Raw genomic sequence first — 26,209 nt, 5'->3', positions numbered from 1 at the left:
CCGATCCGGATCCCGTGACCGTACCGTCCTGCGTGGGCTCTCGATGAGCACCGCGGCAATCATTCCGGCGGCCGGTCTCGGGTTGCGGCTCGGTGGTGAGGCGCCGAAGGCGTTACGAGAGGTCGGTGGCGAATCGCTGCTGGTCCACGCGGTGCGTGGACTGTCCGCAGCGACCGCCGCCGGCCTCTCGTGCTTCGTGATCGCCGTGCCCCCGGGCATGGAAGATGCCGTGGGCAAGCTTCTCGACCCGTACGTCGGCGCCGCCGACCTGCGGATCGTCGCGGGCGGGGCCGAACGCACCGACTCGGTCCGGGCAGCGCTCGAGCTGGTCCCCGTCGACGGGATCGACTGCGTGCTGGTGCACGACGCGGCCCGGTCGTTCGTCCCGGTCGCGGTGATCGAACGGGTCGTTGCCGCCGTACGGGCCGGTGCTCCGGCGGTGGTGCCGGTGATCCCGGTGACCGACACGATCAAGCGGGTCGGTGCTCAGGGCGAGGTGCTCGAGACACCGGACCGGTCGGCGCTGGTCGCCGTACAGACTCCGCAGGGGTTCGACCCGGAGTTGTTGCGCAAGGCCCATGCCGGGAATGTCGACGGGGCAACGGACGACGCGATGCTGTGCGAACGCCTCGGTGTCACCGTGCAAACCGTCGAAGGCTCCGAGGACGCGTTCAAGGTGACCAGGCCGCGCGATCTGTTGCTGGCCGAGTGGATTCTGGCGGAGAGGCAACGACAGTGAGACCACCACGCGTCGGCACCGGGATCGACGTGCACCCGGTCGTCGAAGGCCGGGAGATGTGGCTGGCCGGCCTGCACTGGCCCGAGGAGACCTCGGGACCGGACGGACACTCCGACGGCGACGTGGCCGCGCACGCGGTCTGCGACGCGTTGTTGTCCGCGGCCCGGATCGGTGACCTCGGATCGAACTTCGGTACGGCGCAGCCCGAGTGGGCCGGCGCCTCCGGCGCGACGCTGATGGCCGAAGCCGCCCGCAGGGTCCGTGCCGCCGGCTACGAGATCGGCAACGTCGCCGTCCAGGTGATCTGCAACCGCCCGCGCTTCGCCGCCCGCCGCGAAGAGGCCGAGAAGGCGATGAGCACGGCCTGCGACGCCGAGGTCTCGGTCAGCGCCACCACCACCGACGGCCTGGGCCTCACCGGCCGCGGCGAAGGCATCGCCGCGATCGCCACCGCGCTGATCTACTGAGCGCTCGCTCCCGCCACGCCCGATCCTCACCTTGTGCACCGGCCGGCCGTGTTTCGGCGTTTCCAGTGGCTGCCCGGTGCTCAAAGTCAGGGAAGGGATCAGCTCGGGGTGGTGAAGCGGACCTCGCGGGGTGACAGTTCGTTGCCCTGGCGTTCGGTCAGCAGGCCGTAGAGCTCGGGGCGGCGGCCACGCAGCCACCGCCGGCCCGTCGAGAGCGGGACCAGGTCGAGATCGAGGTCGGCGACCACCACGGCCTCGTCGGGTACCGGGGTCTCGGCAACGATGCGCCCGTAGGGGTCGATCACCATCGCGTTGCCGGTCCGGACCTCGTCGTCGTCGCGGCCGACGCCGTTGCTGAACAACACGAACAGACCGTTGTCGTGGGCCCGCGCCGGCAGCCAGCGCATCAGCCACCCGCGACCAGAAGCGCCGTTGAAGGCCGCCTCCACCGCCGCTGGATCGGTCGCCCGGTTCTCCCAGACCTCGAGCGGGATCGGCTTCATGCCGTGCGGGCTGATTGAGTCGGTGCCGCCGGTCTGGTGCGGCGCGATCAGGACCGTTGCACCGAGCAACGCGGTGGCGCGGACGTTCTCCACCAGGTTGTTGTCCCAGCAGATCAGGATCCCGACCCGCACCTGCCAGGGTGTGTCGAAGACCGTGAACGTGTCGCCGCTGGAGATCGCCTCGTGCTCGAACGCGTGCAGCTTGCGATGGACGTGCACGGTGCCGTCGGGCAGACAGACGGCGTACGCGTTGAAGAGGCGGTCGCCGTCCACTTCGAGGAAGCCGACCCCGATGCCGGCGCCGAGCTCACGGGCCAGCGCGCTGACGGTCGTCACGGACGGCCCGGTCCGCGGCTCGGCCAACGCGTGCAGCCGCTCGGGTGACTGCCGGCGCAGGTGCCAGTAACCGAGCAGGCACATCTCCGGGAAGACAACGAGTCGTGCCCCGTCCCGCACAGCCTGCTCGGCCAGGCGACGGACTGTGGACAAGTTGGCGTCCGGATCGTCCGGAACGGCTTCGAACTGGACAACGGCACAGCGCAGCATCGGCGTCTCCTCGGGGTCTCGGCCCCAGGATTCCGCCGATCCGAGCATGCCGTCCAATGATATCCACAGGGTTATCCATATCCTGTGGCTATGGAACTGCGGCTGCTCCGGACGTTCGCCACCGTGGCGCGCACGGGCAACGTCAGCGCCGCGGCCCTCGAGCTCTCGACCAGCCAGCCGGCCGTCACCAAGCAGCTGCAGTTGCTCGAACGACGTGTCGGCGCGACGCTCTTCGTCCGCGGCCGGCAGGGCGCCCGGTTGACGTCGGCGGGAGAGGCGTTGTTGCCTGACGCCCTCGATCTGATCTCCCGGGCGGAGGCGTTCGAACGCCGGGCCGGATCGGTCGCCGCGGGCGAGGAGGGCACGCTCTCGATCGGCTTCGGGCTGTCCGGCATCGAGCTGGCCCCGCAGGCGGTCGCGTTGTTCCGCAGCCGCTATCCCGGCGTCACCGTGTCACTGGACGACATGTCGTCGGCGGTCCAGTACGAGCGGTTGCTGGCCGGCACGCTGCAGGTCGGCTTCGTGCGACTGCCGGTGCCGGCCGGGATCACCCATCGCCGCCTGCGGCAGGACCACCTCGCGCTCGCGCTGCCCACCGGATCTGACAGGCCGGCCGACAAGGCGGCGCAGGTCGCCAACTGGCTCGACGGGAGGCCCCTGGTGCGCCTCAAGCCGGAACGCGGCCCTGGCCTCACCGACCAGATCACCCGCCTGTACGACGAACTGCGCTGCCGCCCGCGAGTGTTGCAGGAGGCCCGCGATCTCCAGACCGTCCTCGCGCTCGTCGCGGCCGGGGTCGGCGCGGCCGTCGTACCGGCTACTGCCGCGGCGATCGCGCCGAGCAGCGTCGATCTGATGCCCTTGCGGGGCAAGGCCGCGTCCTGGTGGATCGGTGTCGCGTCGGTCGAACGCTCGGTGCTGCTGGACCGGTTCGTCGCCGCAGCTGTCGCGGCGGCCAGGGCCTAGCGGCGCCGTCGGGACGTACGAGGCAGAGCCGGCAGCTCGGGGGTGTCCAACCACTCCGCGAACAGCCGCCGTACTGCGTCAGCATCCGACGACACCGAAGCCGCCAGGGTGATGAAGTCGTCGGTGGTCACCGAGCCGTGCCGGTACGTCTTCGTCCACGTGCGCAGCAGGTCGAAGAACGTGTCGTCGCCCAGCAACTGGCGCAGCACGTGGAGGGTGATCGCACCGCGCTTGTAGAGCCGGTCGTCGAACATCAGCTCCGGACCGGGGTCCGACAGCACCAGGTCCTCGTCCAGCGATGCCAACCGGCTGTGGGCCTTGGAGACCTGCTGGGACGCCGAGAGCCCGCCGGACTCCTCCGACCACAACCACTCGGCGTAGCAGGCGAATCCCTCGTTCAGCCAGATGTGCTGCCAGTTCGCCGGGGTCAGGCTGTTGCCGAACCACTGGTGGGCCAGCTCGTGCGCGACCAGCCGCTCCGACCCGCGCCGGCCGTCCAGATGGTTGCTGCCGAACACCGAGATCCCCTGTGCCTCCAGGGGAATCTCCAACGGGTCGTCGGTGACGACCACCGTGTACGCCGTGAACGGGTACGGCCCGAAGAGCCTGCAGAACAGCTTCATCATGTCCTGCTGCCGGCCGAAGTCGGTCCGGAAGTCCTTGATCAGCGTCTGCGGCAGGGCCGCGCGCTGGGTCACCGGCGACGACGCCAGCTCCAGTACGTCGTACCGGCCGATCTGGATGGTCGCCAGGTACGTCGCCATCGGTGCTGCCTGGTCGTAGACCCAGCTGGTCCGGCTGGCCTTCGTACGGCGCGAGACGAGCCGGCCGTTCGCGACCACGTGGTAAGGCGAGTCGGTGGTGACGGTGATCCGGTAGTGTGCCTTGTCGCCGGGGTGGTCGTTGCACGGGAACCAGGTGGCCGCGCCGCTCGGCTGGCTGGCCACGATCACGCCCTCGGTCAGCTCCTCCCAGCCGAGCTCGCCCCACGGGCTGTCGGTGGGCGCCGGGTTGCCGGCGTACTGCACGTCGACGACGAACTCCGCGCCGTCCGGGATCGCCGCGGCCGGGGTGATGTGCAGCTTGCCGGATCGGTGCGCGTAACGGGCGGCGCGACGGCCGTTGACCGACACCTTCGCCACCCGCAGGCCGACCAGGTCCAGGCTGAGCCGGGACAGCGCGTGCGTGGCCACCGCGGTGATCGTCGCCTTGCCGGTCAGGCGGTTGCTGCTGACCCGGTAGTCGAGGTCGAGCTCGTAGGACTCGACGGAGTAGCCGCCGTTGCCGTGCGAGGGGACGTAGGGATCACCCGCGGTGTCTGCACCCTGCTCGGCCCGGCCCTGGGAACCGGCGACCATCAACCCTGCCAGGGTGCGATCGGGTTGCCGGCCCAGCGGGTACCGGCCGGCACGCTCTCACCCCGCATCACCAACGAGACCGGGCCGACGGTGGCGCCCGCACCGATCGACGCGGCCGGCAGCACGATGCCGTGCGGCCCCAGCGTCGACCCTGGGCCGAAGGTGACGGTGCTCATGGACATCACCCTGTCATGGAACAGGTGCGTCTGGAGAACGCACCCGCGATTCACCGTGGCGCCGTCGCCGAGCGTGATCAGGTCGGCCTCGGGCAACCAGTACGTCTCGCACCAGACGCCCTTGCCGATCTTCGCGCCGAGCGTGCGCAGCCACAGCGCGAGCACCGGCGTACCGGCGGCCGCGTTGGCGAACCACGGCGCCGCGACGAGCTCGACGAAGCTGTCCACGACCTCGTTGCGCCACACGAACGAGCTCCACAGCGGGTACTCGACCGCGCGGGTCCTGCCGACGATGACCCACTTCGCCACCGTCGCCATCCCGCCCGCGACCGCGCCGGCGGCCAGGATCACCGCGCCGGACAGCAGCACGGTCCACCACGGCCCGAGCCAGACGTCCAGCGCCTGCAGGGCGAACAGCACGCCGAGCGCGATCAGCACTGTGCACATCATCGGGACGAACCGGCACAGCTCGACCAGCGCCCGCGCCACCTTCAACCGGTACGGCGGGTTGAAGGTCCGGCTCTGGTCGCCCGCGACGGCTTGCCGGCGCAGCTTCACCGGCGGGCTGCCGAGCCATGACGTCCCGGCCTTGGACTTCTTCGGTGCTGCCGACAGCACTGCGACCAGGCCGTTCTTGGGCACCGACCGGCCCGGCGCGGTCATCCCGGAGTTGCCCAGGAACGCGCGCTTGCCGACCTTCGCGCCGGCCACGTGCAGCCAGCCGCCGCCCAGCTCGTACGACGCGATCATCGTGTCGTCGGCCAGGAAGGCACCGTCGCCGACGGTCGTCATCTTCGGCAGTAGCAGCACGGTCGAGGCCTCGACGTCGCGGCCGATCTTCGCGCCGAGCGCGCGCAGCCACCACGGCGTCAGCAGGCTCGCGTAGAGCGGGAACAGCAGCGTCCGGGCCGAGTCGAGCAGCCGCTCGGTCGCCCACACCTGCCAGCCGATCCGGCTGCGGACGGGGTAGTGCCCCGGCTTGATCCCGAGTCCGAGGATCCGTACGCCGATCAGCGTCAGCACGGCCAGCGTCACGAAGCCGACCAGCGTCATCAGCGGGATCGCGGCCAGCGCCTTCAGGGCGGCGTCGCCCAGCGTGGTGGTCCCCTGGAGGTACGCACCCAGGACGGCGATCGCAGCCACCGCTGCCGCGACCGGTAGCAGCGACATCAACGCCGACGCTGCGCCGTACGCGAGGACCCACCACGGTGCCCGCGCCGGGCGTTCCTCGGGCCAGGGGCGACGCGCACGACCGACCCGGCTCGCGGGGGAGCCGGACCAGCGCTCGTTCGAGGGCACCTTGCCGGAGACCGCCGACCCGGCCGCGATCTCGGCGCCACGGCCGATCTCCGCACCGGGCAGCAGGGTGCTGCGCGAACCGACCACGGCCTCGGCGCCGACCTGCACCGCGCCGACGTGCAGCTGGTCGCCGTCGATCCAGTAGCCGGACAGGTCGACCTCGGGCTCGATCGAGGCGCCGCGGCCCATCGTCAGCAGGCCGGTCACCGGCGGCAGCGTGTGCAGGTCGACGCCGCGACCCACCTTGGCGCCGAGCGCGCGGGCGTAGTACGCGATCCAGGGTGCGCCGGCCAGGTTCGCGGCGCCGGCCGCGTCGGCCAGGTTCTCCGCGGCCCAGAGCCGGACGTGCACGTTGCCGCCGCGCGGGTAGACGCCAGGCTTCAGGCCACGCAGGAGGATCCGCGCGCCGACGACGGCGATGCCCATTCGACCGGCGGGAGTGATCAGCAGCAGCCAGCCGACGAGGATCCACCACCACGACACCGTGCGCATCCAGGGGTGGTCGCCGGCGGTCAGGGCGAGCACGTTGTTCAGCGTGAACAGGTAGACCAGCCAGCGCACGCCGACGACGGTCTGCAGGATCAGCGTCAGCGCCGTCTGCAGCAGCTGCGTGCCGGGCGGGGTCGGGCGGATCTCCCGGATCTCGATCGGTTCGTACGTCGCTGTCGAGGAGTCCAGCCGGTCGGCGAGCGCGCCGAGGCGCGGGTACTCGTAGATGTCCGCGACGGTGATCTCGGCGTACCGTTCGCGCAGCGCGGAGACGAGCTGCGCCGCGGCGAGGCTGCCGCCGCCGTGCAGGAAGAAGTCGTTGTCGGGGCCGGTGACCTTGGCGCCGAGGACAGCGGTCCAGCGCTCGGCCAGCCAGCCCGCCGTACCGTCCAGGTCGGCGGCCGGTCCGTCGGTGTCCATGCCGGGCAGCGGCCAGGGGAGCGCGTTGCGGTCGACCTTGCCGGACGTGCGCGTCGGCAGGGTGTCGGTGAGCGCGAGCAGCGGAACGAGCGCTGCCGGGAGAGCTTCGCGCAGCCGTTCCGTGGCGGCCTTCTGGTCGAAGGGCTCCTCGGCGACCACGTAGCCGACCAGGAGTTGGTTGCCTCCGGCACTTGTCCGTACGGCGGCCGCGGCCCCCGAGACGCCGGGCAGGGCCTGGAGCGCCGCGTCCACCTCGCCCAGCTCGATCCGCCGGCCGCCGAGCTTGATCTGCTCGTCGGCGCGACCCTGGAACAGCAGTCCGGCCTCCTCCTTGCGGACCAGGTCGCCACTGCGGTAGGCGCGCTCCCAGCCGAGCGACGGCATCGGCGCGAACTTCTCCGCGTCCTTGGCCGGGTCGAGGTAACGGGCCAGGCCGACGCCGCCGATGATCAGCTCACCGATCTCGCCCTCGGCGACCTCGTTGCCTTGGGCATCGACAACGGCGAGGTCCCAGCCGTCCAGCGGCAGGCCGATCCGGACCGGGCCCTCGCCGGTCAGCTGCGCGCCGCAGGCGACGACGGTGGCCTCGGTCGGGCCGTAAGTGTTCCAGACCTCGCGGCCGTCGATCGCCAGGCGTTCGGCCAGCTCGGGCGGGCAGGCCTCACCGCCGAAGATCAGCAGCCGTACGGCGTCCAGCGCGTCGGCGGGCCAGAGTGCGGCGAGCGTCGGGACGGTGGAGACGACGGTGATGCCCTGCGCGACGAGCCACGGGCCGAGGTCCATGCCGCTGCGGACGAGCGACCGCGGGGCGGGGACCAGGCACGCGCCGTACCGCCATGCCAGCCACATCTCCTCGCAGGACGCATCGAAGGCGACGGAGAGTCCGGCCAGCACGCGGTCGTCGGACCCGATCGGCTCCTTCTGCAGGAACATCCGCGCCTCGGCGTCGACGAACGCGGCTGCCGAGCGGTGCGTGACCGCGACGCCCTTCGGTACGCCGGTCGACCCGGAGGTGAAGATGATCCAGGCGTCGTCGTCGGGAGTCGGCCCGTCGCCCTGGTGGCCGGCGACCCGGTCGTCCGGGGCGCCGGCCTCCGCGCCGCCGGCCGATGGTTCCATCCGCGCCGAGTACGGGAAGTCGTAGTAGCCGTCCTCGTCCGGACCGCCGGGGCGCTTGCTCTCGATCTCCAAGCCGTCCGTGACGATCGCGGCGACCGCCGCCTCACCGAAGACGAGCTCGGCGCGCTCGGCCGGGTCGTCGGCGTCGACCGGAACGTACGCCGCGCCGGCCTGCAGCGTGCCCAGGATCGCGACGTACAGGTCGTTGTGGCCCGACGAGATCCGGACGCCGACCCGGTCGCCCGGCCCGATTCCCGACGCGGTCAGGCGGGCCGCGAACTTGCCCACGTGGGCGAGCAGTTCGCTGTAGCTGAGGCTGACGTGCGAGTCGTCCAGCGCCGGATCGTCGGGGTACCTGCCCGCGGTCTCGTGCAGGATGTCCACCAAGGTGCGCTCGGGCGGCGCACTGTCCCCCCGTCGCAACGTCACGCGCCGGATGATACGCCGAGGCGTTTAACCCCAGGGGAACAAGACGCTCACTTCACCAGGCTCGCCGGCGCCGCGAAGGTGTTGCAGGCCTTGGTCTCGCCGATGTTGAAGCCGTTCATGATCCAGAAACCCTGCGTACTGGCCAGACCGTGCGTGCGCTCGTCGGGCGGGGTGTCCGCGGACTCGCCGAAGCTGTGGCTGGACTGGTACTCGAACTCCTTCATCCGGTTGGTGAAGGGGTAACTCTTCTCCACCGCCCGGCTGAACACCCCACCCAGGCACGAGGCCTGCACCTCGTTGCGGCGGGAGCTCTCCAGCTTCTGGCTCGGGTGGTCCTGCAGGTAGTAGGCCCGCGCGTAGAACAGCTCGGTGACGCCCTGGATGTGATGGCCGTACTCGTGCGCGATCGTCATGAGGTAGGCCAGGTCCTCCTTCGGCCCGAACGCCTTGTTCATCTGCAGCACGTCGGTGTACATCACCTGGTTGCCGTAGCAGTAGAACGCGAGCACGCGGCCGGACAGCGGGTTGAACTTCCCGCACGCGGTGTTGACCGGCTTGTCGAACACGACCAGGCCCGGGTCGGGCTTGTTCACGCCGATCCGGTTCAGCGCCGGGCGCCAGGCGTCGTTCAGGCACTTGAAGAGCTTCTCGTAGTACACCTTCTGCGCCGCCAGGCTGCCGTCGCCGAGCTTCTGGGCCGGGCAGTCCAGCTCACCGAGGCCACCGGCGCCGTAGAGCGCGCTGTTGACCAGGTAGTCCTCGGCGGTGCCCTTCTCCGGCTTGGTGGTCGCGGTGGGGACGATCGACGGGCCGCTGTTCTCCGGGATCGCCGTGCTGGTGGAGCTGTCGGTCAGCACCGCGCCGACGACGGCCAGCGTGATGCCGACGAAGGCCAGCGCGAAGAAGCCGAGCAGGATGAACTTCGCCGCACCGGAGCTGCGCCGCCGCGGCGGCGGCTGGAAGCCGTTGAAGTGGTTGGGGCCGCCGTAGTGCGGCTGCGGCCACTGCCCCGGCTGCTGCTGGTACTGCGGGTACTGGCCCTGCTGGGGGAACTGCGGCTGCTGGTACTGCGGTGGGTACTGCTGCGGCGCCTGCTGCCACTGGCCCGGCTGCGGCGGAGGCAGCACGCCAGGCGGCGGGGCCGGCGGGCGGTAGGCCTGGTTCTGGTGCTGCGGACGGTCCTGGGGACGCCCGTAGTCGTACGGGTTGCTCACTGGTCGCAGGTCCCCTTCTGTGCCGGTGGCAGGTCGTCGCGGGTTCGCAGGGCGAACCGCCCCGAGACTACTCTCACCCCATGTCACTGAAGCGCCGACTCCTCCCGGCTGCCCTGCTGGTCGCCCTGACGGTCCCGTTCGTTGCCGTGGGCGCGCTGCCTGCCCAGGCCGCCGACGACAAGATCACGGCGTACGCCGCGGAGGCGACCCTGACCGGTGACGGCGTGCTCCAGGTCAAGGAGACCGTCGACGTCGCGGCCGGCGGCGACACCTTCGTCCGCACGCTGGCGACCCGCGTCCGCTCCAACGCCGACGACGACCGGGTGTACGACATCAGCAACGTGTCGGCCACCGTGAACGGGCAGCCCGCCGGTGGCTTCAGCGACACCGAGATCGACAACGGCCGGCAGCTGTCGGTCCAGGTGTCGGGGCAGGCGAAGATCGTCTACACCTACGACGTCGACAACGTCGTGGCCGACTCCACCGAGGGCCGCGAGGTGAGCTGGCCGGTGCTCCAGGGCTTCGGGGCGGCGATCCCGAAGGCGACGCTGAACGTGAACGTCCCGTTCGCCACCTGGCTGACCTGCTTCGCCGGCCGGACCGGGTCGAGCATGCCTTGTACGTCGTACCAGCTGGGCGAGTCCGCCGAGGTGGTGATCGAGCAGCTGCAGGTGCCCGCCGGTGGCCGGGTCACCTTCCTGACCGGGCTGAGCGGCCAGGCGACGGTCAAGCCGAACGCCGAGTTCAAGACCCGCTGGTCGCTGCACCACGCGTTCACCGCGGACTCCTCGACGATCGGGCTGAGCGCGCTGCTGCTCGGGCTCGGCGTCCTGGCCGCGGCCGCGCTGTGGTTCTTCAAGGGACGTGACGCGGGCAAGACCGGTGAGGGCGCGCCCGAGCGCCCGGTGCTGGACGGCGCCGACGGGCCGCAGTTCGCCGCGCCGGACGGGATCCGCCCGGGTCAGGTCGGCACCGTGGTGGACGAGTCGGCCGACGTCGTCGACATCACCGCGACGCTGCTGGACCTTGCCGTCCGCAACTACCTGACCATCGTCGAGCTGCCGCGGGAGACGCAGTTCGGCCGGCACGACTGGCAGCTGGTCCGGCTCAACGAGGGCGGGCCCGAGCTCCTGCCGTACGAGAAGGCCCTGCTCGACGCGGTCTTCGCCGACGGCGAGACGGTCCAGGTGTCGACGCTGGGTCCGGCGCTGCGGCCCCGGCTCAACCTGGTGCGCGAGCAGCTGTACGCCGACGTCGTCACGCAGGGCTGGTTCGCCAGCCGACCGGACGCCGTCCGGAACCGGTGGACCACGGCCGGCCTGGTGCTGGTCGGTGCCGGCGTGGTGCTGACGATCGTGCTGGCGATCGCCACCAAGTTCGGGCTGGTCGGCCTGGCCGTCATCCTGGCCGGTGTGGCGTTGTCGCTGGCCGGACAGGTCGCACCTGCCCGGACGGCGCGCGGTGCCGCCGTACTGGGTCGAGTGGGTGGCCTGCAGCGCTACCTGGCCGACGAGACCTCGGCGAGCCTGCCGCAGAGCCACCGGCTCGAGTTCGCGTCCCGCTGCCTGCCGTACGCCGCTGTGCTCGGCCTGACCGAGAAGTGGGCGCTGGAGATCGCCGCCACCGATGACGACGACGACCCCGATGCCGGCATCGGCTGGTACTCCGGTCCGGAGAACTGGCACCTGTCCGACATCGGGGAGTCGCTGACCAGCTTCGTCACCACCTTCGGTGGGACGCTGACCGCTGCCCGCCGACTGTTCTAGCTCGTGTACTGCGGGTTGGTGCTGAAGGTGTTGCAGTAGATCGGGTTCTTGAAGGTGAAGCCGCGGGTCGACCAGCGGTTGTGGTTGACCTTCGAGCCGTGGTCGCGGATCTTCGGCTTGCTGAACTCGTCACCGGCGTTCGCGACGGCGAACTTCCAGTTGTTCAGCAGGTCGCCGCGCATCGGGATGAACGCCGCGTTCGCGCCCAGGTAGGCCGAGCCGAAGCAGGCCGCCTGCAGCTCGCGCCGGCGGGACTCCAGCAGCCGCAGGTTCGGGTCGGCCATCGTCGCCTGGCGGGCGAAGCTGGCCCGGAAGATGCCGGTCAGCTGCTGGATGTGGTGCCCGTACTCGTGCGCGATCGTGTTCAGCATCCACGCCCGGGTGTAGGTCGGGTTGATCTTGTAGTTGTTGTAGTCGACGTTGAACGGCATGTAGATCGCCTCGTTCGCGCCGCAGTAGTAGCCGCGGGTGCCGCGCTCGGTGCCGCACGGCGTCTTCACCGTGTTGGCGTAGACGATCAGGTGCGGCGCGCGGAACGGCTGGCCGGTCTTCTTCAGCGCGAGGTACCAGGTGCGGTTCAGGCACGGCAGGATGCGCTGGTAGTAGGCCTTCGTCGCCGCGAACGTGGTCGGCCGGTACGCCGGCTCCACGCACTTGGTCGGCTGCAGGACACCGGCCGCGTAGATCTTGTTCTTGGCCACCACCTCGTACGGCGTGGGCACGCGCGGCTTGGGCTTCGGCTTCGGAGTCGGCGTCGGGGTGGGTGTCGGCGACGGAGTCTCGCTCGGGGTTTCGGACGGCGTCTCCGACGGGGTCTCCGACGGCGTGTCGACGGCGACCGGGCTGGTCGGGGTGTCGTCGCCGGTCAGCTTCAGCGCCACGGTGACGCCGGAGCCGACCACCAGCACGGCCAGGGCCACGAGCATGATCAGCAGCCCCTTGGACAGCTGCCGCGGCTTGCGGCGCCGGCCCGGGCCCGGCGGCTTCGGGATCGGAATCGGCGGGTACTGCCAGTTCGGCTGACCGCCTTGCGGGCCGTTGGGTCCGCCCTGCTGCTGCCAACCACCGCCACCTGTAGCCCCCGACCAGGGGTTCTGCGGCTGCTGCGGTCCGGTGGTGGGCCCAGGCCAGCCGCCGGTGGGCGGAGGCGGCACAGGTCCGGTCGAGGCAGTAGGCCAGGAGCCGGTGAAGCCGCCAGCCCCGCCGGTCTGCGCGGGGTCAGAGGTGCCGTGCGAGGTGCCGCCGGCCGTGCTGCCCGTGCCGCCGATCGGCGGGACGCCGCCGGAGCCGGCCGCGTGCGCGCCGCCGGCTGCTGAGTCGTCGCGGCGACCCCAGCCGGAGTTGGCTGCGGGCGGGCCGTCGGCTGCTCGGCCACCGGTCGGCGGGACGCCTCCGCCGGAGCCGGCCGCGGGGATGCCCGTGCCCGGGGTGCCGTGGGTGCCCTGGGCGCCCGAAGTGCCGGAAGCGCTCGGAGTACCTGGGGTGCCGGGAGCGCCCGGCGTCCCCGGAGTGCCCGGTGTCCCCGGGGTACCCGGGGTACCCGGAGTGTTCGGGGTGCCCGCAGCGCCCGGCGTCCCCGGGGTCGCGCCGGTGCCGGTGTGGGAGCGGTAGCCGCTGGTGTTGCCGGGCGGCGGGGCCGAGTGCTGGCCGCGCGGGGGCTGGCCCGGCTGGCCGTAGGGCGGGAGGTTCCAGCCGGGGTTGCCCGTCGGTGCACCTGCACCCGGCGTACCGGGGCCCGGCTGACCGGCAGCACCGGGCTGACCGGCAACGCCGCCGGTGGGCGGCTGGTTGCTCGCACCCGGCTGGTTACCTGCCGGCTGCGTCGGCTGACCGCCCGCCTGACCACCGGTGGACTCGTCGCTCAGTCCCGGTGTGTACCACTGGGGAGCGGGCGGCGGCCCCGCCGGGGGCGGGGCCGGGTGGTTCCGCGGGGAGTCCGGCTTCAGGTACTCCTCGGGCTTGTCGGTGGATTCGGTCCACCAGCGGGGCGACTGGCCATCCCGCGGGGGCGTGCCAGGGTCACCGGTGGTGGGCTGTTCGCCCTCCGGCTCCGAAGGCTCCCGCCCAGGGGGTGGATTCCAGTTGTCCGACATCGATACTCCTCACGAGACCTTGCTGGCCGAAGCCGTGAACGTGTTGCAGCTGGCGCTGTTGACAGTGTTGAAGCCCTGCGCGGTCCAGTACTGGTGACTGGTCCGCGCCCCGTGGTCCCGTGGGCCGCCACGGTTGTTCTCATCCCCGGTCTGCGCCTCGACGTAACGCCGGTAGATGGTCAGATCGAGGCCGGTGATCCCGTACGACGCCTGGTTGGCCCCCATGAACGCCGCCCCGAGACAGGATGCCTGCAGTTCGATCCGCCGGCTCACCTCGAGCCGCGCGTCCAGGTCCGGCGCGTCGTACTCCAGCCGGGCCGCCGCCGGCAGGATCCCGGCCAGTTGCTGGATGTGGTGCCCGAACTCGTGCCCGGCGGTGTAGGTCGCCCACATCCGCGAGAACGACCGGTTCGCGTCGTCCGAGGCGCGGTTCCACAGCTTGATGTCGTCCTCGAACTTCAGGTAGAGCGTCCGGTTCGCCGAGCAGTAGAACGAGGTCGGGGACGAGCTGGTGCACGGCGACAGCACGGTGCCGGCCCAGAAGAGCACCCGCGGCGCGGCGTACTGGTCCTGCCCGGCGCGGACCACCGGCGTCCAGGCGCGGTTCAGGCAGCCGATCAGGTTCGCGTAGTAGGTCTGCACCGCCCCGGCCGTGGACAGCGCGATCTGCGGCTCCCGGCAGTTCACGGTCTTCTGCACCCCGCTGCGGTAGAACCCGTCGGTCCGGACGATCGCTGCACTGTCCTGCGACGTCCCCGGCCCACCCGGGGTTCCGGGCGGGCTGTCGTCGGGCTCGGTCGGCGCGGCGGTCGCGCTGGTCGGCGCCGCTCCCGGTCCGTACGACGGCGCGACCGTGGGCGCGTCGCCGCTACGCAGCGTCAACGCGGTGATCACCACGAGCGCACCGACCCCACCGAGCAGCAGCAGCCCGGCGAGCAGCCCGGTCCGGCGCTTGCGGGGTGGCCCGCCGTGCCGGATCCGGCCGCCGCTGCCGAACTCGGGCCCCCAGCCCACCTGCGGCAACGCCGGCCCGCCACCCGGCGTACCGGGGAGCGGGTAACTGGCATAGATCGGTATCGACCCGTCGGGCATCGGGCCCGGCGGCGGTGCTCCTGGTGACGCGCTCCAGTCCTGGTCAGACACGGTTGTTCCTCATCCCCCCGGGACGCACAGGCGTGATCCGGACGGCCAGGCTATCCATCCGCACCCGCCCACGTCAGCACATTGCTGCGGTCATCATCAGGGACGACCCCCCTCACCCGCTACCGCACGCGTGCCGACGGGGCCGTGAAGGTGTTGCAGGCGCCCGGGTTCCGGCTGTTGTAGCCGCGCAGCGCCCAGTACTGGTGGTTCGGCGCGTCACCGTGGTCGTTGTTGTTGTCGGTGACGTTGACGATCAGGAACCGCCACTGCGACAGCGACCGCCCGGTGATCGGGTAGGTCCGCCGGTTGGCGCCGATGAACACGTCGCTGAAGCAGGAGGCCTGCAGCTCCACCCGCCGGGTGAGCTCCAGCTCCTCCGACCGGGTCTCCGCCTCGTACCGCAGGTTGTTGCGGGCCTCGAGGATGCCGGTCAGGTGCTGGATGTGGTGGCCGTACTCGTGCGCGAACTGGTGCAGCATCCACATCCGCGCCCAGACCCTGTCGTACCGGCCGTAGTTGCCGATGTCCTCGCGCAGGTTCATGTAGATGGTCTCGTTGACGCTGCAGTAGAACGGCGGACCGGTGTCGCTCATCGTGCCGCCGCACGGCGACTGGACCGTCCCGGTGAAGCTGAGCACGGTCGGCTGGCGGAACGTGGCACCGGACCTGCGGACCTGCGCCGCCCACGCGCGCGCCAGGCAGACCTTCAGGTGGGCGTAGTTGGCGTTGGCGCCGGCGGTGTTCGACGGCCGGGCGCCGCTCTCCTTGCACCCGGTGCCGGGCATCGCGCCGGTCGCGTAGATCCGGTTGCGGCTGACGACCTCGTAGTCGGTCGGGCCGCGGCGGACCGGCGGTGTCGTCGTGGTGGTCCGCGGCGCGGTCGGCTTGGTCACCGTCGGCTCGGTGGTTCGCGGAGCGGTCGGTACGGCGGTCGGCTCGGTCGTCGGGCTGCCGGAGGGATCGGTGGACGGGCTCGGCGAGTACGTCGAGACCGGGACGGTCGGGCTCGAGTAGTCGTCCGGCCCGTTGTGCTTGAGCGTGTAGCTGACGATGCGCAGTCCGAGGAACGCGACGCCGACGACGATCAGCGGTGCGACGAACCAGATCGCCTTGCTCTTCTTCCGCGGCCCACGCGGTCCGTGCGGACCGCCCGGGCCTTGCGGAGCGCCCCAGCCGATCCCGTGCGGCAGTTGCTGCATCGGGGTGCGCGCGGTGTAGTGCGGCGTCTGCCAGGGCTGCGGGGCCAGCGGTCCTGGCGGCGGCACCTGCCCGGGGCCGGGGTAGCCGGGCTGACCCCCGTACGGCGGCTGACCTCCGTACGGCGGCTGCCCGCCGTACTGCGGTGGCCCGTACTGGGGTGGCGGACCCTGCGGCGGTCCCGGCGGTTGGTACGGGCCCTGCTGGGGCGGTTGCTGCGGGTACTGACCAGGAGGTCCCCACTGGTTGTCGGACACGCGCACTCTCCACTGCCCCGGCGGCGGTCACCTGCGCGGCTCGGGGCGCAGCCGCACCGCCAGACGCTATCCGAGTCCGGGCTCAGCCCGCTTCGAGCCCCTCCCGGTCCACCTGACGGAATCGTTGCGTCAGGCACGAGTCACGGTAAGGTGCCCGTGCCAGCGGCCACTGCACGTCGTACGCAGGGGGCCGGCCTTTCCTGACCCTCTCGATACGGTGTGATTGGGCGATGCGTCTACGTCTGCTCGGGGTGTCCCTGTGCGCTCTCGCAATCCTGGTCGTGACCGGTGCTCAAGCCGGTGCGTCCGGCCTGCGCGCTGCCGCCGACCCGGTGGTGACCAACTACGACAGTGAGATCCGGGTGGACCGCGACGGTGCGCTCAAGGTCTCCGAGACGTGGAAGCTGAGCAACGTCACCGGGACCTTCACCCGGTTCCTGCTCACCACCGACCACCTGGCCGACGACGTCGACCACGTGCAGAAGATCGAGGACCTGCAGGTCAAGGCCGGCGGTGAGACCAAGAAGGCCGAGCAGAGCGTCGAGGGGGACATCACCTCGATCGCGGTCGCGGACGTCAGTGGCGACGCGCAGCTCGACTTCACCTACACCGTCCGCGGTGCGGTGGCGAGCACGCTGAACGGCACGGAGGTCCGGTTCGCGCCGTTGACCGGTCTGTCGTACACGGTGCAGGACGCCAACATCGTCTACAGCACGCCCGAGGTCTCGCACGTGTTCTGCGTGGCCGGTGCGGTCGACAGCAACCACCCCTGCACGCTGGCGCAGCTCGGCGAGACCGCCGGGCCGACGTTCCGGCAGCAGGGTCTGCCGCCGGGCAACACGGTCCGGATGACGGTCGGCTTCCCGGCGGGCGAGATCGCCGCGAACTCGATCGTCGAGTACCGCAAGACCTTCAAGCGGGCCTTCTCCACCGACACCGCCCAGCTGGTCACCGCGCTGCTCGTGCTGCTGCTCGGCGCCGGCGCGCTGCTCGCCCTGTACCGGCTCCGCGGCCGCGACCAGGTCGACCCGAACCGCGTCGTACCGGCCTCGCTGTTCAGCCTCGGCCAGGACACCCGGATCGACTTCACGCCGCCGGCCGACCTGCGCCCCGGTGAGGTCGGCACGCTGATCGACGAGCGGATCGACCCGGTCGACGTGACCGCGACGATCATCGACCTCGCGGTCCGCGGCCACCTGACCATCACCGAGCTCGAGCACGCCAACGAGTACGCCCGGCCGGACTGGCAGCTCACGCGGGTCGCGAACGCGCCGTCGGAGGAGCTGCAGCGCTACGAGAACGTTCTGGTCCGCGCGATCTTCGGCGACAACGACACCGTCCTGGTCTCCGAGCTCGGCCAGCAGGTCCGGGCGAACCTCGGCCAGGTCCAGGACGCCCTGTACGACGGAGTGGTGAAGCGCGGCTGGTTCACCGAGCGCCCGGACCGGACGCGTTCGCTGTGGACGACCATGGGACTCGGCCTGACCGTGCTGGGCGTCGTACTGATCGTCCTGCTCGCCCTGTTCAGCACCTGGGGCCTGCTGGGCATCGCCGTCACCGCTGTCGGCGTCGGCCTGCTGGTGATCGGCCGGCACATGCCCGCCAAGGCTCCGGCCGCCGGACGGGTGCTCGGCCAGGTCGCTGCCATCCGCGGCGAGCTGCTGGAGATGGACGTCAGCGAGCTGCCCAGCGACCAGCACGTCGAGCTGTGCTCGCGCGCACTGCCCTACGCCGTGGTGCTGGGTGGTTCGGAGCGCTGGATCGACGCCCTCGTCGCCACCGACGTGGACGACGACGAGGACGAGGGCTTCCCCTGGTACCGGGGACCCCGCGGCTGGCACCTGCAGCACCTGCCCGACTCGCTGCGGAACCTGACCACCAACCTGACCGGGGCCCTCTTCACTCGCTGATCTACCAGTTGCCCTGGGCACCGGCCGGGGGCAGCTGCTTCCAGGCCGGGTGGATGACGTAGACCAGTCCGCCCGAGTGCGGAACCCAGGCGTTCTCGAAGGCCTTGCGGTCGTACGTCGTACGGACCTCGTCGTTGCTCTTGATCAGGTGCGACGCCGGATCGTTGACCACCACGTTGCCGTTGCGGTCGAAACCGACGATCACCATCAGGTGCCCGTTGGTCCCGTAGCCGGCGCCGGGCAGCTCGTTCTTCTCGAACGACAGCGACGCGACCAGCGGGATGCCGGCCTTGATGAACTGCTCCGCCTCGGTGAGCGAGCGCAGCCGGGTGACGAAGGCGTCGAGCTTGCGCGTACCGGCGTACGCGGTGTTGAAAGGCCAGTTGCCGGCCCCGTCGTAGTCGTAGTCGAAGACCATCCGGGCCGCGTGGTCGACCTGCGGGTCAGCGTCGGCCGGGTCGACCCAGCTGGTCTCACTGCGGGTCGGCCCGGCCCGCCAGTAGTCGAGCACCATCGCCGTGGACGTCGCCGAGCACCAGGCCTCACCGCCGTTGTCCCACTGCGGGTAGTGCCCGATGTGCGTCTCCTGCGAGTACGTCGGTACGTCGAGCACCTTGCCCCACGCCCCACCGCCCGGGCTGACCGGCACGGTCTTCTCGTCGGGCAGCCGGGACGCCATCGCCCCGACGGACCGGACCACCGGGGCCTGCCGGCTCCCGGCCTGGCGGAACAGCGTCACCTTGAGCCGCCAGCGGTCCAGCGAGTGCCCGTCGTTGGCCACGAAGGTGTCGACCGCGACGTCGCCGACGGCGTCCTCCTGGTCCGGCACCGAGGTCCGGTGGATCGTCCCGGCGGCGGTGTCGTCGCCGCTGGTCCACCGTCCGAGCACGTACCACTTGGTGCTCGTACCCAGGTCGGACCGGCCCGACATCGACACCTCGATCCAGGTCCCGGCCGGAGTGGTCGCGTTCCAGGACGCCACCAGCTCGGTCAGGCCGAACCCGGGCCGCACCTCCGGCGAGACCCAGCTGGCCTGCTCGTAGGTCTTCGCGGTTCCGTCACCGAACGGATCGACGTACGACGTCGTACCGGTCGGGCGGCGGAAGACCAGATTGCCGCCGGCCATCGACGTGCCCTGGTGCTGCCCGGACAGGAAGTCGACCGGCGTGGTCCACTGGTGGTAGCCGATGTCGCGGTGCGGCGGAGCCGGCGCTGCCTGGGACGGCGTGAGTGCGAGCGGTGCGACCAGTGCGGCGGCCAGCAGGGCGGACGCACAGCGAGTGGCGGGGGTCATACTCTCCGACGATAGGGCACCCGCCGTGAATCTGTAACGCTCTACGTGTCGCGCAGGTTATTTCTTGTCCGGCCATTCCTCGGTGAGCATCGCGTAGACCAGTTCGTCGGTCCACTCGCCCTTGAGGAACTCGTTGCGGACGAAGTGCGCCTCGCGCCGCATCCCGAGCCGCTCGAGCAGTTTCACCGAGGCGGTGTTGCGCGCGTCCAGGCGGGCGATCATCCGGTGCCAGCCGAACTGCTCGAAGCCGAGCCGGAGCAACTCCTTCGCGGCCTCGGTCGCGTACCCGTGACCGGCCGACTCCGGGTGGAAGACGTAGCCGATCTCGCCGGCCTTGTGCTCGGCCGAGTAGACGAACAGAGTCACCTCGCCGAGGTGCTGCCCGGTCTCGGTCAGCTCGACGGCCAGCGTGAGCGCCTGGCCGTCGGTGTCCATCGCGACGTCGGCCAGCCGGCCGGCCAAACCCTCCTTGACCTGCTCGGGCGTCCGCGCGTCGTACAGCAGGAAGCGCGCGACGTCCTCGTTGGACTGGAGCTTCAGCAGGTCGTCGTAGTCGGAGTCGCGGTACCGGCGCAGGGTGAGCCGGTCGGTCGTGATCGGCAGGTAGTCAGTCATCGATTCCACACTAGATAAGGGCGCAACCGGTTTTCAGCGCACCTTGTCCGGGGTCGCGGTGAAGGTGTTGCAGGAGGCAACGTTGCGCGAGTTGAAGGCACGGTTCATCCAGTAGGGCTGGACGTACTTGCTGCCGTGGGAGCGTTCGGTGTCGTACTCGTCGCCGGAGTTGTTCGACAGCCAGATCCACTGCTGCTTGTACTGCCCGGTCATCGGCAGGGTGTTGCGGTTGGCCCCCTCGAACACCGCGGCCAGGCACGTCGCCTGCAGCTCGAGCCGCCGGGTCATCTCCAGCTCGCCGGCCCGGGTCGGCGCCTCGTACCGCATGTCGTGGTTGGCGTCCAGGATCCCGGTCAGCTTCTGGAGGTGGTGGCCGTACTCGTGCGCCATCGTGTCGGCCATCGTCACCTTGAGGTAGACCCGGTTGTAGCTCTGGCGGTACTTCGCGTAGCTCCGCACGTCGCTCAGCCCGTCGATGTAGATGGTCTGGTTCGAGCCGCAGTAGAAGGAGCGCGCCGGCCCACCGCCGCAGGGGGAGGTGCCGCTGCCGTTCATCGTGACCAGGTTCGGCGGACGGAACACGTCGCGACCGGTCCGCACCTGCCGCGGCCAGGCGCGGTCCAGACAGGCCTTGAGCGCCCGGTTGAAGTTGCTCGCCGTACCGATGTTCGGCGCGCTGGCCGACGGCATCCGGCAGCCGACCGAGGTCTGTACGCCGGTCCGGTAGAACGCGTCGCGGCTGACCACCTCGTAGTCCGTCGGCCTGCGCGGGGGCGGGGGCGTCGTCCTGGTGGGCTGCGGAGCCGTGGGCTTCGGCGGCGCGGTGGTCGGGTCGCTCGACGGGTCCTCGGTGGGCTGCGGCTCGGGGGTGTAGGTCCACGTCGGCTGCGGGTCGGCGTAGTCGTCGTGCCGGTTGGCCTTGTTCACGACGCCGACCGTCCACAGGCCGATGATCACCAGCAGGCCGAGGCCCAGCGGGATCAGGATCCAGGCCTTGGACTTCTTCTTCGGGGGCGGCGGACCGCCGAACTGGGGAGGTCCCCAGCCGAACTGCTGCTGCGGCGGGCCCTGGAACCGGGGCGGGTACTGGGACTGCTGGTACTGGGGGTACTGAGGGTGCTGGTACTGCGCGCCGCCGTACGGCTGCTGGTTCGACAAGGTTCCTCCTCGGGGAGCACCGTATCGGGCCCCCGCCTTCCCGCCTGTGGAGAATTTGTCAAGAGTGGTGCTCGACGACCGTTACCCTTGATCGGTGACTCTTCGCTTGTACGACACCGCGACGGCAGCAGTGAGGGATTTCGTACCGGTCCATCCGGGCAAGGTCGGGATCTACCACTGTGGGCTGACGGTGCAGGGTGCCCCGCACGTCGGGCACATCTACAAGGAGGTCGTGTTCGACGTCCTGCGGCGCTGGCTGGAGCGCTCGGGGTACGAGGTCACCGTGATCGCCAACGTGACCGACATCGACGACAAGATCCTGGCCAAGTCGGCCGAGCGCGGCGTCGAGTGGTGGGCGCACGCCTACGAGTTCGAGCGTGAGCTGCACTGGGCCTACGACGTGCTCGGCTGCCGCCCCCCGACGTACGAGCCGCGCGCGACCGGTCACATCCCGGAGATGCTGGAGATGATCGGCGAGCTGATCGAGCGCGGGCACGCGTACGTCGCGCCGGACGGCTCCGGCGACGTGTACTTCGACGTGAAGTCCTGGCCGGCCTACGGCGCCCTGTCGCACCAGAAGATCGACGACATGGAAGAGGCCACCGACGCGGACCCGCGCGGCAAGCGCGACCCGCGGGACTTCGCGCTGTGGAAGGGCTGGACCGAGGGCACCCCGACGACCGCCTCGTGGCCGGCTCCGTGGGGCCGCGGCCGCCCGGGCTGGCACCTGGAGTGCTCGGCGATGGCCGGCAAGTACCTCGGCGACGAGTTCGACATCCACGGCGGCGGGCTCGACCTGCGCTTCCCGCACCACGAGAACGAGCTGGCCCAGTCGACGGCGGTCGGGCAGAAGTTCGCCCGGACCTGGATGCACAGCGCCCTGGTCACCGCGGCCGGGGAGAAGATGTCGAAGTCGCTGGGCAACGGCGCCGTCGTCCGCAGCGTGGTCGAGCGGGTCCGCCCGATCGAGCTGCGGTACTACCTGGTGCAGTCGCACTACCGGTCGGTCGTGGAGTTCTCGTTCGGCGCGCTGGAGGAGGCCGCGACCGGGTTCCAGCGGATCGAAGGGTTCGTCACGCGGGCGACCGAGGTGACCGGTGGCGTCGAGCCGGCCACCGAGCTGCCGGCCGAGTTCGGGGCGGCGCTGGACGACGACTTCGGTACGCCGGCTGCGGTCGCCGTACTCTGGACCACGGTCAAGGACGGCAACAAGCTGGTCGCCGACGGAGACTCGCCCGCGCTGCGGGAGACGCTGGCGTCGGTCCGGGCGATGCTCGACGTGTTCGGGCTCGACCCGCTGGCCGAGCCGTGGGCCTCGCGGTCCGGTGGTTCCGGTGAGCTCACCGAGGTCGTCGACGGGCTGGTCGGCGCGCTGCTCGAGCAGCGGCAAGCCGCTCGGGCCCGCAAGGACTACGCCGCGTCGGACGACATCCGTGACCGGTTGAAGGAGCTCGGCGTGATCGTCGAGGACACCCCGCAGGGGTCGCGCTGGACGATCGCCCCGCGCCCAACGAGTGAAGGAAACTAGACGTGCCAGGCAGTAGTCAGCGCAAGGGCGCCATCCGGAAGAAGCCGCGCGGGAACCCGACGGCCGGCTCCGGTGGCCGGGTCCGCCGGGGGCTGGAGGGCAAGGGCCCGACGCCGAAGGCGGTCGACCGGACCAAGCACCCGGCCCACAAGCGGGCCAAGGCCAAGGAGCGCGCCGAGAAGCGCACCACCGGCCGCCGCCCGGCCCGCAAGGACGAGGGCGCGACCGTCGAGTGGGTCTACGGCCGCAACCCGGTCGTCGAGGCCCTGCGCGCCGGCGTACCGGCCAGTGCGGTTTATGTTGCCGAAGGCACCGAACGGGACCCGCGGCTGCGCGAGGCGCTGCTGCTGGCCGTCGAGCGCGGCATCGCCCTGCTCGAGGTCCCGCGGATCGAGCTCGACCGGCACACCAGCAACGGCGCGCACCAGGGTCTCGCGATCCAGATCCCGCCGTACGAGTACGCCCACGCCGACGACCTGCTCCGCGCCGCGTACGACGCCGGGCAGGCACCGCTGATCGTCGCGCTGGACGGCGTCACCGACCCGCGCAACCTCGGCGCGATCACCCGCTCGGCCGCCGCTTTCGGCGCCCACGGCGTCGTCGTCCCCGAACGCCGCGCCGCCCAGGTGTCGGCCTCGGCCTGGAAGACCTCGGCCGGCGCCGCCGCCCGCATCCCGGTCGCCAAGGTCACCAACCTCAACCGGGCGCTGAAGTCCTACAAGGACGCCGGCCTGCTGATCGTCGGCCTCGACATGGGCGGCGAGGTCGAGCTCCCCGACCTCCAGTCGGCCACCGACCCGATCGTCCTGGTCGTCGGCTCCGAGGGCAAAGGCCTGGCCCGCCTGGTCCGCGAGAACTGCGACATCATCGTCTCCATCCCGATGACGTCCGCCACCGAGTCCCTCAACGCCGGCATCGCCACCGGCGTAGCCCTCTACGAAATCTCCCGCCGCCGGGCGCAGTAGTCCGGCCAGTGAGTCTGCTGCGGTTCATCGCCGAGGTCGCGGACGAGCCACTCGTCCTCGACCCGGCGGCCCCGCGGGCCGAGTACCGCGAGAACACCTGGCTCCTGTCCGCGACAGAGGCGGAGCTGGCGACCCTCACCGCCGCGGAGATCACCACAGCCTTCGAGCAGTGCGCTGACGCTCTCCGCCGCCGCTTGACCGCTGAGGGACACCAATCGCCGGCCGTCTTCTACGTCTGGCACGACGCACAAGCCGGCCAGCTCCGCTGCTCGACAACACGGCACGGCCTCCGGCCTGGGGACCTTGACCAGAAACCCGGGACCTCGGACACCAAATAACCTGTTCAAGGTCCCACGTAGCTGTTCAGGCTGCCGGGTGAAGTACGCCGGTCAAGGGCTCGGCGGAGGCGGTGGGCCACCTGGTCGGGATGGTTCAGATCGGCCCAGCCGACTCGGACGAAGGAGTAGCCGAGTTCGCGGAGCCGGTCCTCCCGCCATTTCTCGGCGACCAGGGCACTCCTCGGCTGTACGCCGTACTTCTGCACGCCGTCGAACTCGACGACCAGCCGCGGCTCGAGCAAGAAGTCGACTCGGCCGACCAGTTCTCCGGTGCCGGCGTGGATCTCGGCCTGGAGGCGTGGAGCGGGCAGTCCCTGGTTGGCCATCAGCACTCTCAGCCGCGATTCGCCGACCGATTCGCTCAGCCCGTCCGCGAACCGGACCGCAGCGCGCGCCGCCGGCGACCCCGTCCAGTGCTGGAACCGGTCAGCTGTCGCGATCAACTCGTCCGCTTGCACCAGCCCGGCCCGCAGCGCCGCGTCCGCCACGACCACACCCACCTGGTACGACGTACTGCAAGCAACCTCGACGACAGCCCGAGCCGGAGACGTCATCCGGCGGCCGTCCAGGGTTCGGGCATCGCCCGGCGCCAGCGGCGAACGGTGGGTCTGCATCGAACGATCCGATCGAACTCGCCCAGTCGATCGCGTCACCTGGACCCGGGCGAGGTCCAGGCCCCATGACGGCAAGCCGAACTGGATCGCCGCCGACTGGTGGCTGACCGCAACCCCTTCGCCCAGCCGATGCACGATCGCCCGGGTCAGCAGCTTGTGCACCCGCTCGGCCCGCTCCCAGGGCAGATCGCCATCCCCGGGGACGCCGACCTCGGCGTACGCGTCCCGGCACAACCGGGTCCACCTGCCCTGCCGCACCCGCCGCCGGATCTCGCTGTCGCTGTACCCCGCCGCCATCGCGTCCGCCCGGCAGAACCATCCGCCGCGCCCGCCCGTCACCACCGTCAGTCTCGGGTTCACACCATCAACATGCCGCCGAACCACCGTCCGCACCTGCGCTGGTCGGTGCCTGTGGACAACTCCGGCCATCCGGAGACCGTCTGGCCGGCCCGCCCCGCCTGTACGCCGTACCGGTCACCCAGCGGGACCTCGAACACCAAAGCGGGACCGCGGACAAGAAATAACCCGTCCCAGGTCCCGCTTTGGTGTTCAAGGTCCCGTCTTCAACCAGGAATCAGCAGGCCGATGACGACACGACGACGCCCCCTGCCGAAGCAGAGGGCGTCGCAGTGGGGCGAAAGGTCAGTACACGCTCACGCCGTACCGGTTGAGGACCTCGACGACCGGCTGGAAGTACGTCGTGCCGCCGCTGGAGCAGTTGCCGCTGCCGCCGGAGGTCAGACCCAGAGCGGTGGTGCCGGAGAACAGCGCGCCGCCGGAGTCACCGCCCTCGGCGCAGACGGTCGTCCGGATCAGCCCGGTGACCGTGCCCTCGGCGTAGTTCACCGTGGCGTTCAGACCGGTGACCGAACCGCTGCGGACACCGGTGGTGCTGCCGCTGCGACGGACGGACTGCCCGACCGTCGGGTTGGCGGCGCTGGTGATGTCCTGGTACGAGCCGTTGTACAGGTTCACGTTGCCGGGGTGGTTCGTGTACGACGTCGAGTAGCGGACGATGCCGTAGTCGTTGCCCGGGAAGCTGGTGCCGTACCGGGTGCCGACCAGCGTCGTCTGCGACGAGTTGGCGTACCAGTTGGTGCCCAGGTTGGTGCAGTGGCCGGCGGTCAGGAAGTAGTACGTGCTGCCACTGCGCACGTTGAAGCCCACCGAGCAGCGGTAGCCGCCGGTGTAGATGGCGTCGCCGCCGCTGAGCCGCTTGCTGAGGACGCCGGGCAGCTTCTCCAGGGTGACCTGGCTGCCGAAGCGCTTGGTGACGTTCGTGAGCGCGGCGAGCTTGCTGCCGCTCACGGTGTCGTCGTACGAGACGATGATCCGGCCCGACTTCTCGTCGGTCATCCAGGCGGTGCCCGGGATCGTCGCCTCCTTGCTCAGGGTGGAGGTGATGGTGCTCGCCGAGGCGATCGAGGCCTCGGGGGCCGCGGAGGCGGTGGCGAGCTGAACGGTGGTGGCGACCAGGCCGGCGGCTGCCAGCAGGGCCACGGTACGGCGGATACGCATGGTTGTGCCTCCTCACGATGAGGACGCCCGGGGCGGGAACGTCCTTGACTCAACCGTGATCTGTTCTACCGGAAACTGTCACAAAGTA

20 protein-coding genes are annotated in these 26,209 nt (G+C 70.7%); 8 read left to right on the top strand and 12 right to left on the bottom strand.

The features are described 5' to 3' along the window. The first annotated feature begins 43 nt into the window (after positions 1-43). Positions 44-739: a 2-C-methyl-D-erythritol 4-phosphate cytidylyltransferase gene (ispD, locus tag ABD235_RS18660; protein ID WP_344175620.1), complete on the top strand. Its 696-nt coding sequence runs from the start codon at positions 44-46 to the stop codon at positions 737-739. Then, positions 736-1,206, top strand: a complete 471-nt coding sequence (gene ispF / locus ABD235_RS18655) for a 2-C-methyl-D-erythritol 2,4-cyclodiphosphate synthase (protein ID WP_344175618.1) — start codon at positions 736-738, stop codon at positions 1,204-1,206. The genes ispD and ispF overlap by 4 nt, the downstream gene beginning before the upstream one ends. Positions 1,207-1,304: 98 nt before the next feature. On the opposite strand, the gene ABD235_RS18650 is transcribed toward ispF, so the two are convergent. Beyond that, entirely contained in the window at positions 1,305-2,255 is a 951-nt protein-coding gene (locus ABD235_RS18650; RefSeq protein ID WP_344175616.1) for a nitrilase family protein, read from the bottom strand. A 90-nt stretch (positions 2,256-2,345) separates the two neighbouring features. On the opposite strand from ABD235_RS18650, the gene ABD235_RS18645 reads away from it, so the two are divergent. Further along, a complete protein-coding gene (locus ABD235_RS18645) occupies positions 2,346-3,221 on the top strand; it encodes a LysR family transcriptional regulator (protein WP_344175614.1) in 876 nt (291 codons plus the stop codon). On the opposite strand, the gene ABD235_RS18640 is transcribed toward ABD235_RS18645, so the two are convergent. From ABD235_RS18640 to ABD235_RS18630, 3 genes are read right to left on the bottom strand one after another with little or no spacing between them, the layout of a single operon-like run. Then, the gene (locus ABD235_RS18640) at positions 3,218-4,579 is read right to left on the bottom strand and encodes a M1 family metallopeptidase (protein ID WP_344175612.1); all 1,362 of its coding nucleotides are present in this window, start codon (positions 4,577-4,579) and stop codon (positions 3,218-3,220) included. The genes ABD235_RS18645 and ABD235_RS18640 overlap by 4 nt on opposite strands. Then, positions 4,579-8,511: a Pls/PosA family non-ribosomal peptide synthetase gene (locus ABD235_RS18635; RefSeq protein ID WP_344175610.1), complete on the bottom strand. Its 3,933-nt coding sequence runs from the start codon at positions 8,509-8,511 to the stop codon at positions 4,579-4,581. Before ABD235_RS18635 ends, ABD235_RS18640 begins: the two co-directional genes overlap by 1 nt. A gap of 47 nt (positions 8,512-8,558) precedes the next feature. Continuing rightward, on the bottom strand, positions 8,559-9,725 hold the full coding sequence (locus ABD235_RS18630; RefSeq protein ID WP_344175608.1) for a neutral zinc metallopeptidase: 1,167 nt from the start codon (positions 9,723-9,725) through the stop codon (positions 8,559-8,561). Positions 9,726-9,805: 80 nt separating this feature from the next. Here ABD235_RS18630 and ABD235_RS18625 point away from each other — a divergent pair, with 80 nt between their 5' ends. Then, positions 9,806-11,491: a DUF2207 domain-containing protein gene (locus tag ABD235_RS18625; RefSeq protein WP_344175606.1), complete on the top strand. Its 1,686-nt coding sequence runs from the start codon at positions 9,806-9,808 to the stop codon at positions 11,489-11,491. On the opposite strand, the gene ABD235_RS18620 is transcribed toward ABD235_RS18625, so the two are convergent. The 3 genes from ABD235_RS18620 to ABD235_RS18610 form a co-directional block, all read right to left on the bottom strand. After that, positions 11,488-13,584 (bottom strand): neutral zinc metallopeptidase, encoded by a 2,097-nt coding sequence (locus ABD235_RS18620; protein ID WP_344175604.1) that lies wholly within the window; start codon positions 13,582-13,584, stop codon positions 11,488-11,490. The two genes, ABD235_RS18625 and ABD235_RS18620, sit on opposite strands and share 4 nt — an antisense overlap. 9 nt (positions 13,585-13,593) lie before the next feature. Continuing rightward, entirely contained in the window at positions 13,594-14,727 is a 1,134-nt protein-coding gene (locus ABD235_RS18615; RefSeq protein ID WP_344175602.1) for a neutral zinc metallopeptidase, read from the bottom strand. Between the two features lie 119 nt (positions 14,728-14,846). After that, a complete protein-coding gene (locus tag ABD235_RS18610; protein WP_344175600.1) occupies positions 14,847-16,181 on the bottom strand; it encodes a neutral zinc metallopeptidase in 1,335 nt (444 codons plus the stop codon). 230 nt (positions 16,182-16,411) lie between these two features. Here ABD235_RS18610 and ABD235_RS18605 point away from each other — a divergent pair, with 230 nt between their 5' ends. After that, positions 16,412-18,091, top strand: coding sequence for a DUF2207 family protein (locus tag ABD235_RS18605; RefSeq protein ID WP_344175598.1), 1,680 nt, complete (start codon positions 16,412-16,414; stop codon positions 18,089-18,091). Position 18,092: 1 nt separating this feature from the next. Here ABD235_RS18605 and ABD235_RS18600 read toward each other — a convergent pair whose 3' ends face one another. Genes ABD235_RS18600 through ABD235_RS18590 form a run of 3 tightly spaced genes read right to left on the bottom strand, consistent with a single transcriptional unit; the run spans position 18,093 to position 21,158 of the window. Beyond that, positions 18,093-19,385, bottom strand: coding sequence for a peptidase C39 family protein (locus ABD235_RS18600; protein WP_344175596.1), 1,293 nt, complete (start codon positions 19,383-19,385; stop codon positions 18,093-18,095). Between the two features lie 57 nt (positions 19,386-19,442). Next, the gene (locus tag ABD235_RS18595; protein ID WP_344175593.1) at positions 19,443-20,000 is read right to left on the bottom strand and encodes a GNAT family N-acetyltransferase; all 558 of its coding nucleotides are present in this window, start codon (positions 19,998-20,000) and stop codon (positions 19,443-19,445) included. Between the two features lie 33 nt (positions 20,001-20,033). Further along, positions 20,034-21,158, bottom strand: a complete 1,125-nt coding sequence (locus tag ABD235_RS18590; RefSeq protein ID WP_344175591.1) for a neutral zinc metallopeptidase — start codon at positions 21,156-21,158, stop codon at positions 20,034-20,036. Positions 21,159-21,252: 94 nt separating this feature from the next. Here ABD235_RS18590 and cysS point away from each other — a divergent pair, with 94 nt between their 5' ends. Genes cysS through ABD235_RS18575 form a run of 3 tightly spaced genes read left to right on the top strand, consistent with a single transcriptional unit; the run spans position 21,253 to position 23,989 of the window. After that, positions 21,253-22,686 carry a cysteine--tRNA ligase gene (gene cysS / locus ABD235_RS18585; protein WP_344175588.1) on the top strand — a complete coding sequence of 478 codons (1,434 nt, stop codon included), beginning with the start codon at positions 21,253-21,255 and terminating at the stop codon, positions 22,684-22,686. 2 nt (positions 22,687-22,688) lie between these two features. Next, positions 22,689-23,651 (top strand): 23S rRNA (guanosine(2251)-2'-O)-methyltransferase RlmB, encoded by a 963-nt coding sequence (gene rlmB, locus ABD235_RS18580; RefSeq protein WP_344175586.1) that lies wholly within the window; start codon positions 22,689-22,691, stop codon positions 23,649-23,651. A gap of 8 nt (positions 23,652-23,659) precedes the next feature. Next, the gene (locus ABD235_RS18575) at positions 23,660-23,989 is read left to right on the top strand and encodes a hypothetical protein (RefSeq protein WP_344175584.1); all 330 of its coding nucleotides are present in this window, start codon (positions 23,660-23,662) and stop codon (positions 23,987-23,989) included. Between the two features lie 5 nt (positions 23,990-23,994). Here ABD235_RS18575 and ABD235_RS18570 read toward each other — a convergent pair whose 3' ends face one another. Both ABD235_RS18570 and ABD235_RS18565 read right to left on the bottom strand, forming a co-directional pair. Beyond that, positions 23,995-24,963: a type IV toxin-antitoxin system AbiEi family antitoxin domain-containing protein gene (locus ABD235_RS18570; RefSeq protein WP_344175582.1), complete on the bottom strand. Its 969-nt coding sequence runs from the start codon at positions 24,961-24,963 to the stop codon at positions 23,995-23,997. 282 nt (positions 24,964-25,245) lie between these two features. Next, positions 25,246-26,121 (bottom strand): S1 family peptidase, encoded by an 876-nt coding sequence (locus ABD235_RS18565; protein ID WP_344175580.1) that lies wholly within the window; start codon positions 26,119-26,121, stop codon positions 25,246-25,248. Positions 26,122-26,209: the final 88 nt, after the last annotated feature.

This window comes from Kribbella lupini, from assembly GCF_039529595.1.
Classification (GTDB): Bacteria; Actinomycetota; Actinomycetes; order Propionibacteriales; family Kribbellaceae; genus Kribbella; species Kribbella lupini.
Note: the sequence above shows the minus strand (reverse complement) of the source record. Positions and strands in the feature narration are given on the sequence as shown.

Excerpts from the sequence above, each read along its gene's own strand:
- ABD235_RS18640 (WP_344175612.1), bottom strand. The coding sequence starts at position 4,579 with ATGGTCGCCGGTTCCCAGGGCCGGGCCGAGCAGGGTGCAGACACCGCG.
- ABD235_RS18650 (WP_344175616.1), bottom strand. The coding sequence starts at position 2,255 with ATGCTGCGCTGTGCCGTTGTCCAGTTCGAAGCCGTTCCGGACGATCCG.
- ispD (WP_344175620.1), top strand. The coding sequence starts at position 44 with ATGAGCACCGCGGCAATCATTCCGGCGGCCGGTCTCGGGTTGCGGCTC.
- ABD235_RS18625 (WP_344175606.1), top strand. The coding sequence starts at position 9,806 with ATGTCACTGAAGCGCCGACTCCTCCCGGCTGCCCTGCTGGTCGCCCTG.
- ABD235_RS18600 (WP_344175596.1), bottom strand. The coding sequence starts at position 19,385 with ATGACCCCCGCCACTCGCTGTGCGTCCGCCCTGCTGGCCGCCGCACTG.
- ABD235_RS18595 (WP_344175593.1), bottom strand. The coding sequence starts at position 20,000 with ATGACTGACTACCTGCCGATCACGACCGACCGGCTCACCCTGCGCCGG.
- ABD235_RS18645 (WP_344175614.1), top strand. The coding sequence starts at position 2,346 with ATGGAACTGCGGCTGCTCCGGACGTTCGCCACCGTGGCGCGCACGGGC.
- ABD235_RS18605 (WP_344175598.1), top strand. The coding sequence starts at position 16,412 with ATGCGTCTACGTCTGCTCGGGGTGTCCCTGTGCGCTCTCGCAATCCTG.
- ABD235_RS18620 (WP_344175604.1), bottom strand. The coding sequence starts at position 13,584 with ATGTCGGACAACTGGAATCCACCCCCTGGGCGGGAGCCTTCGGAGCCG.
- ABD235_RS18565 (WP_344175580.1), bottom strand. The coding sequence starts at position 26,121 with ATGCGTATCCGCCGTACCGTGGCCCTGCTGGCAGCCGCCGGCCTGGTC.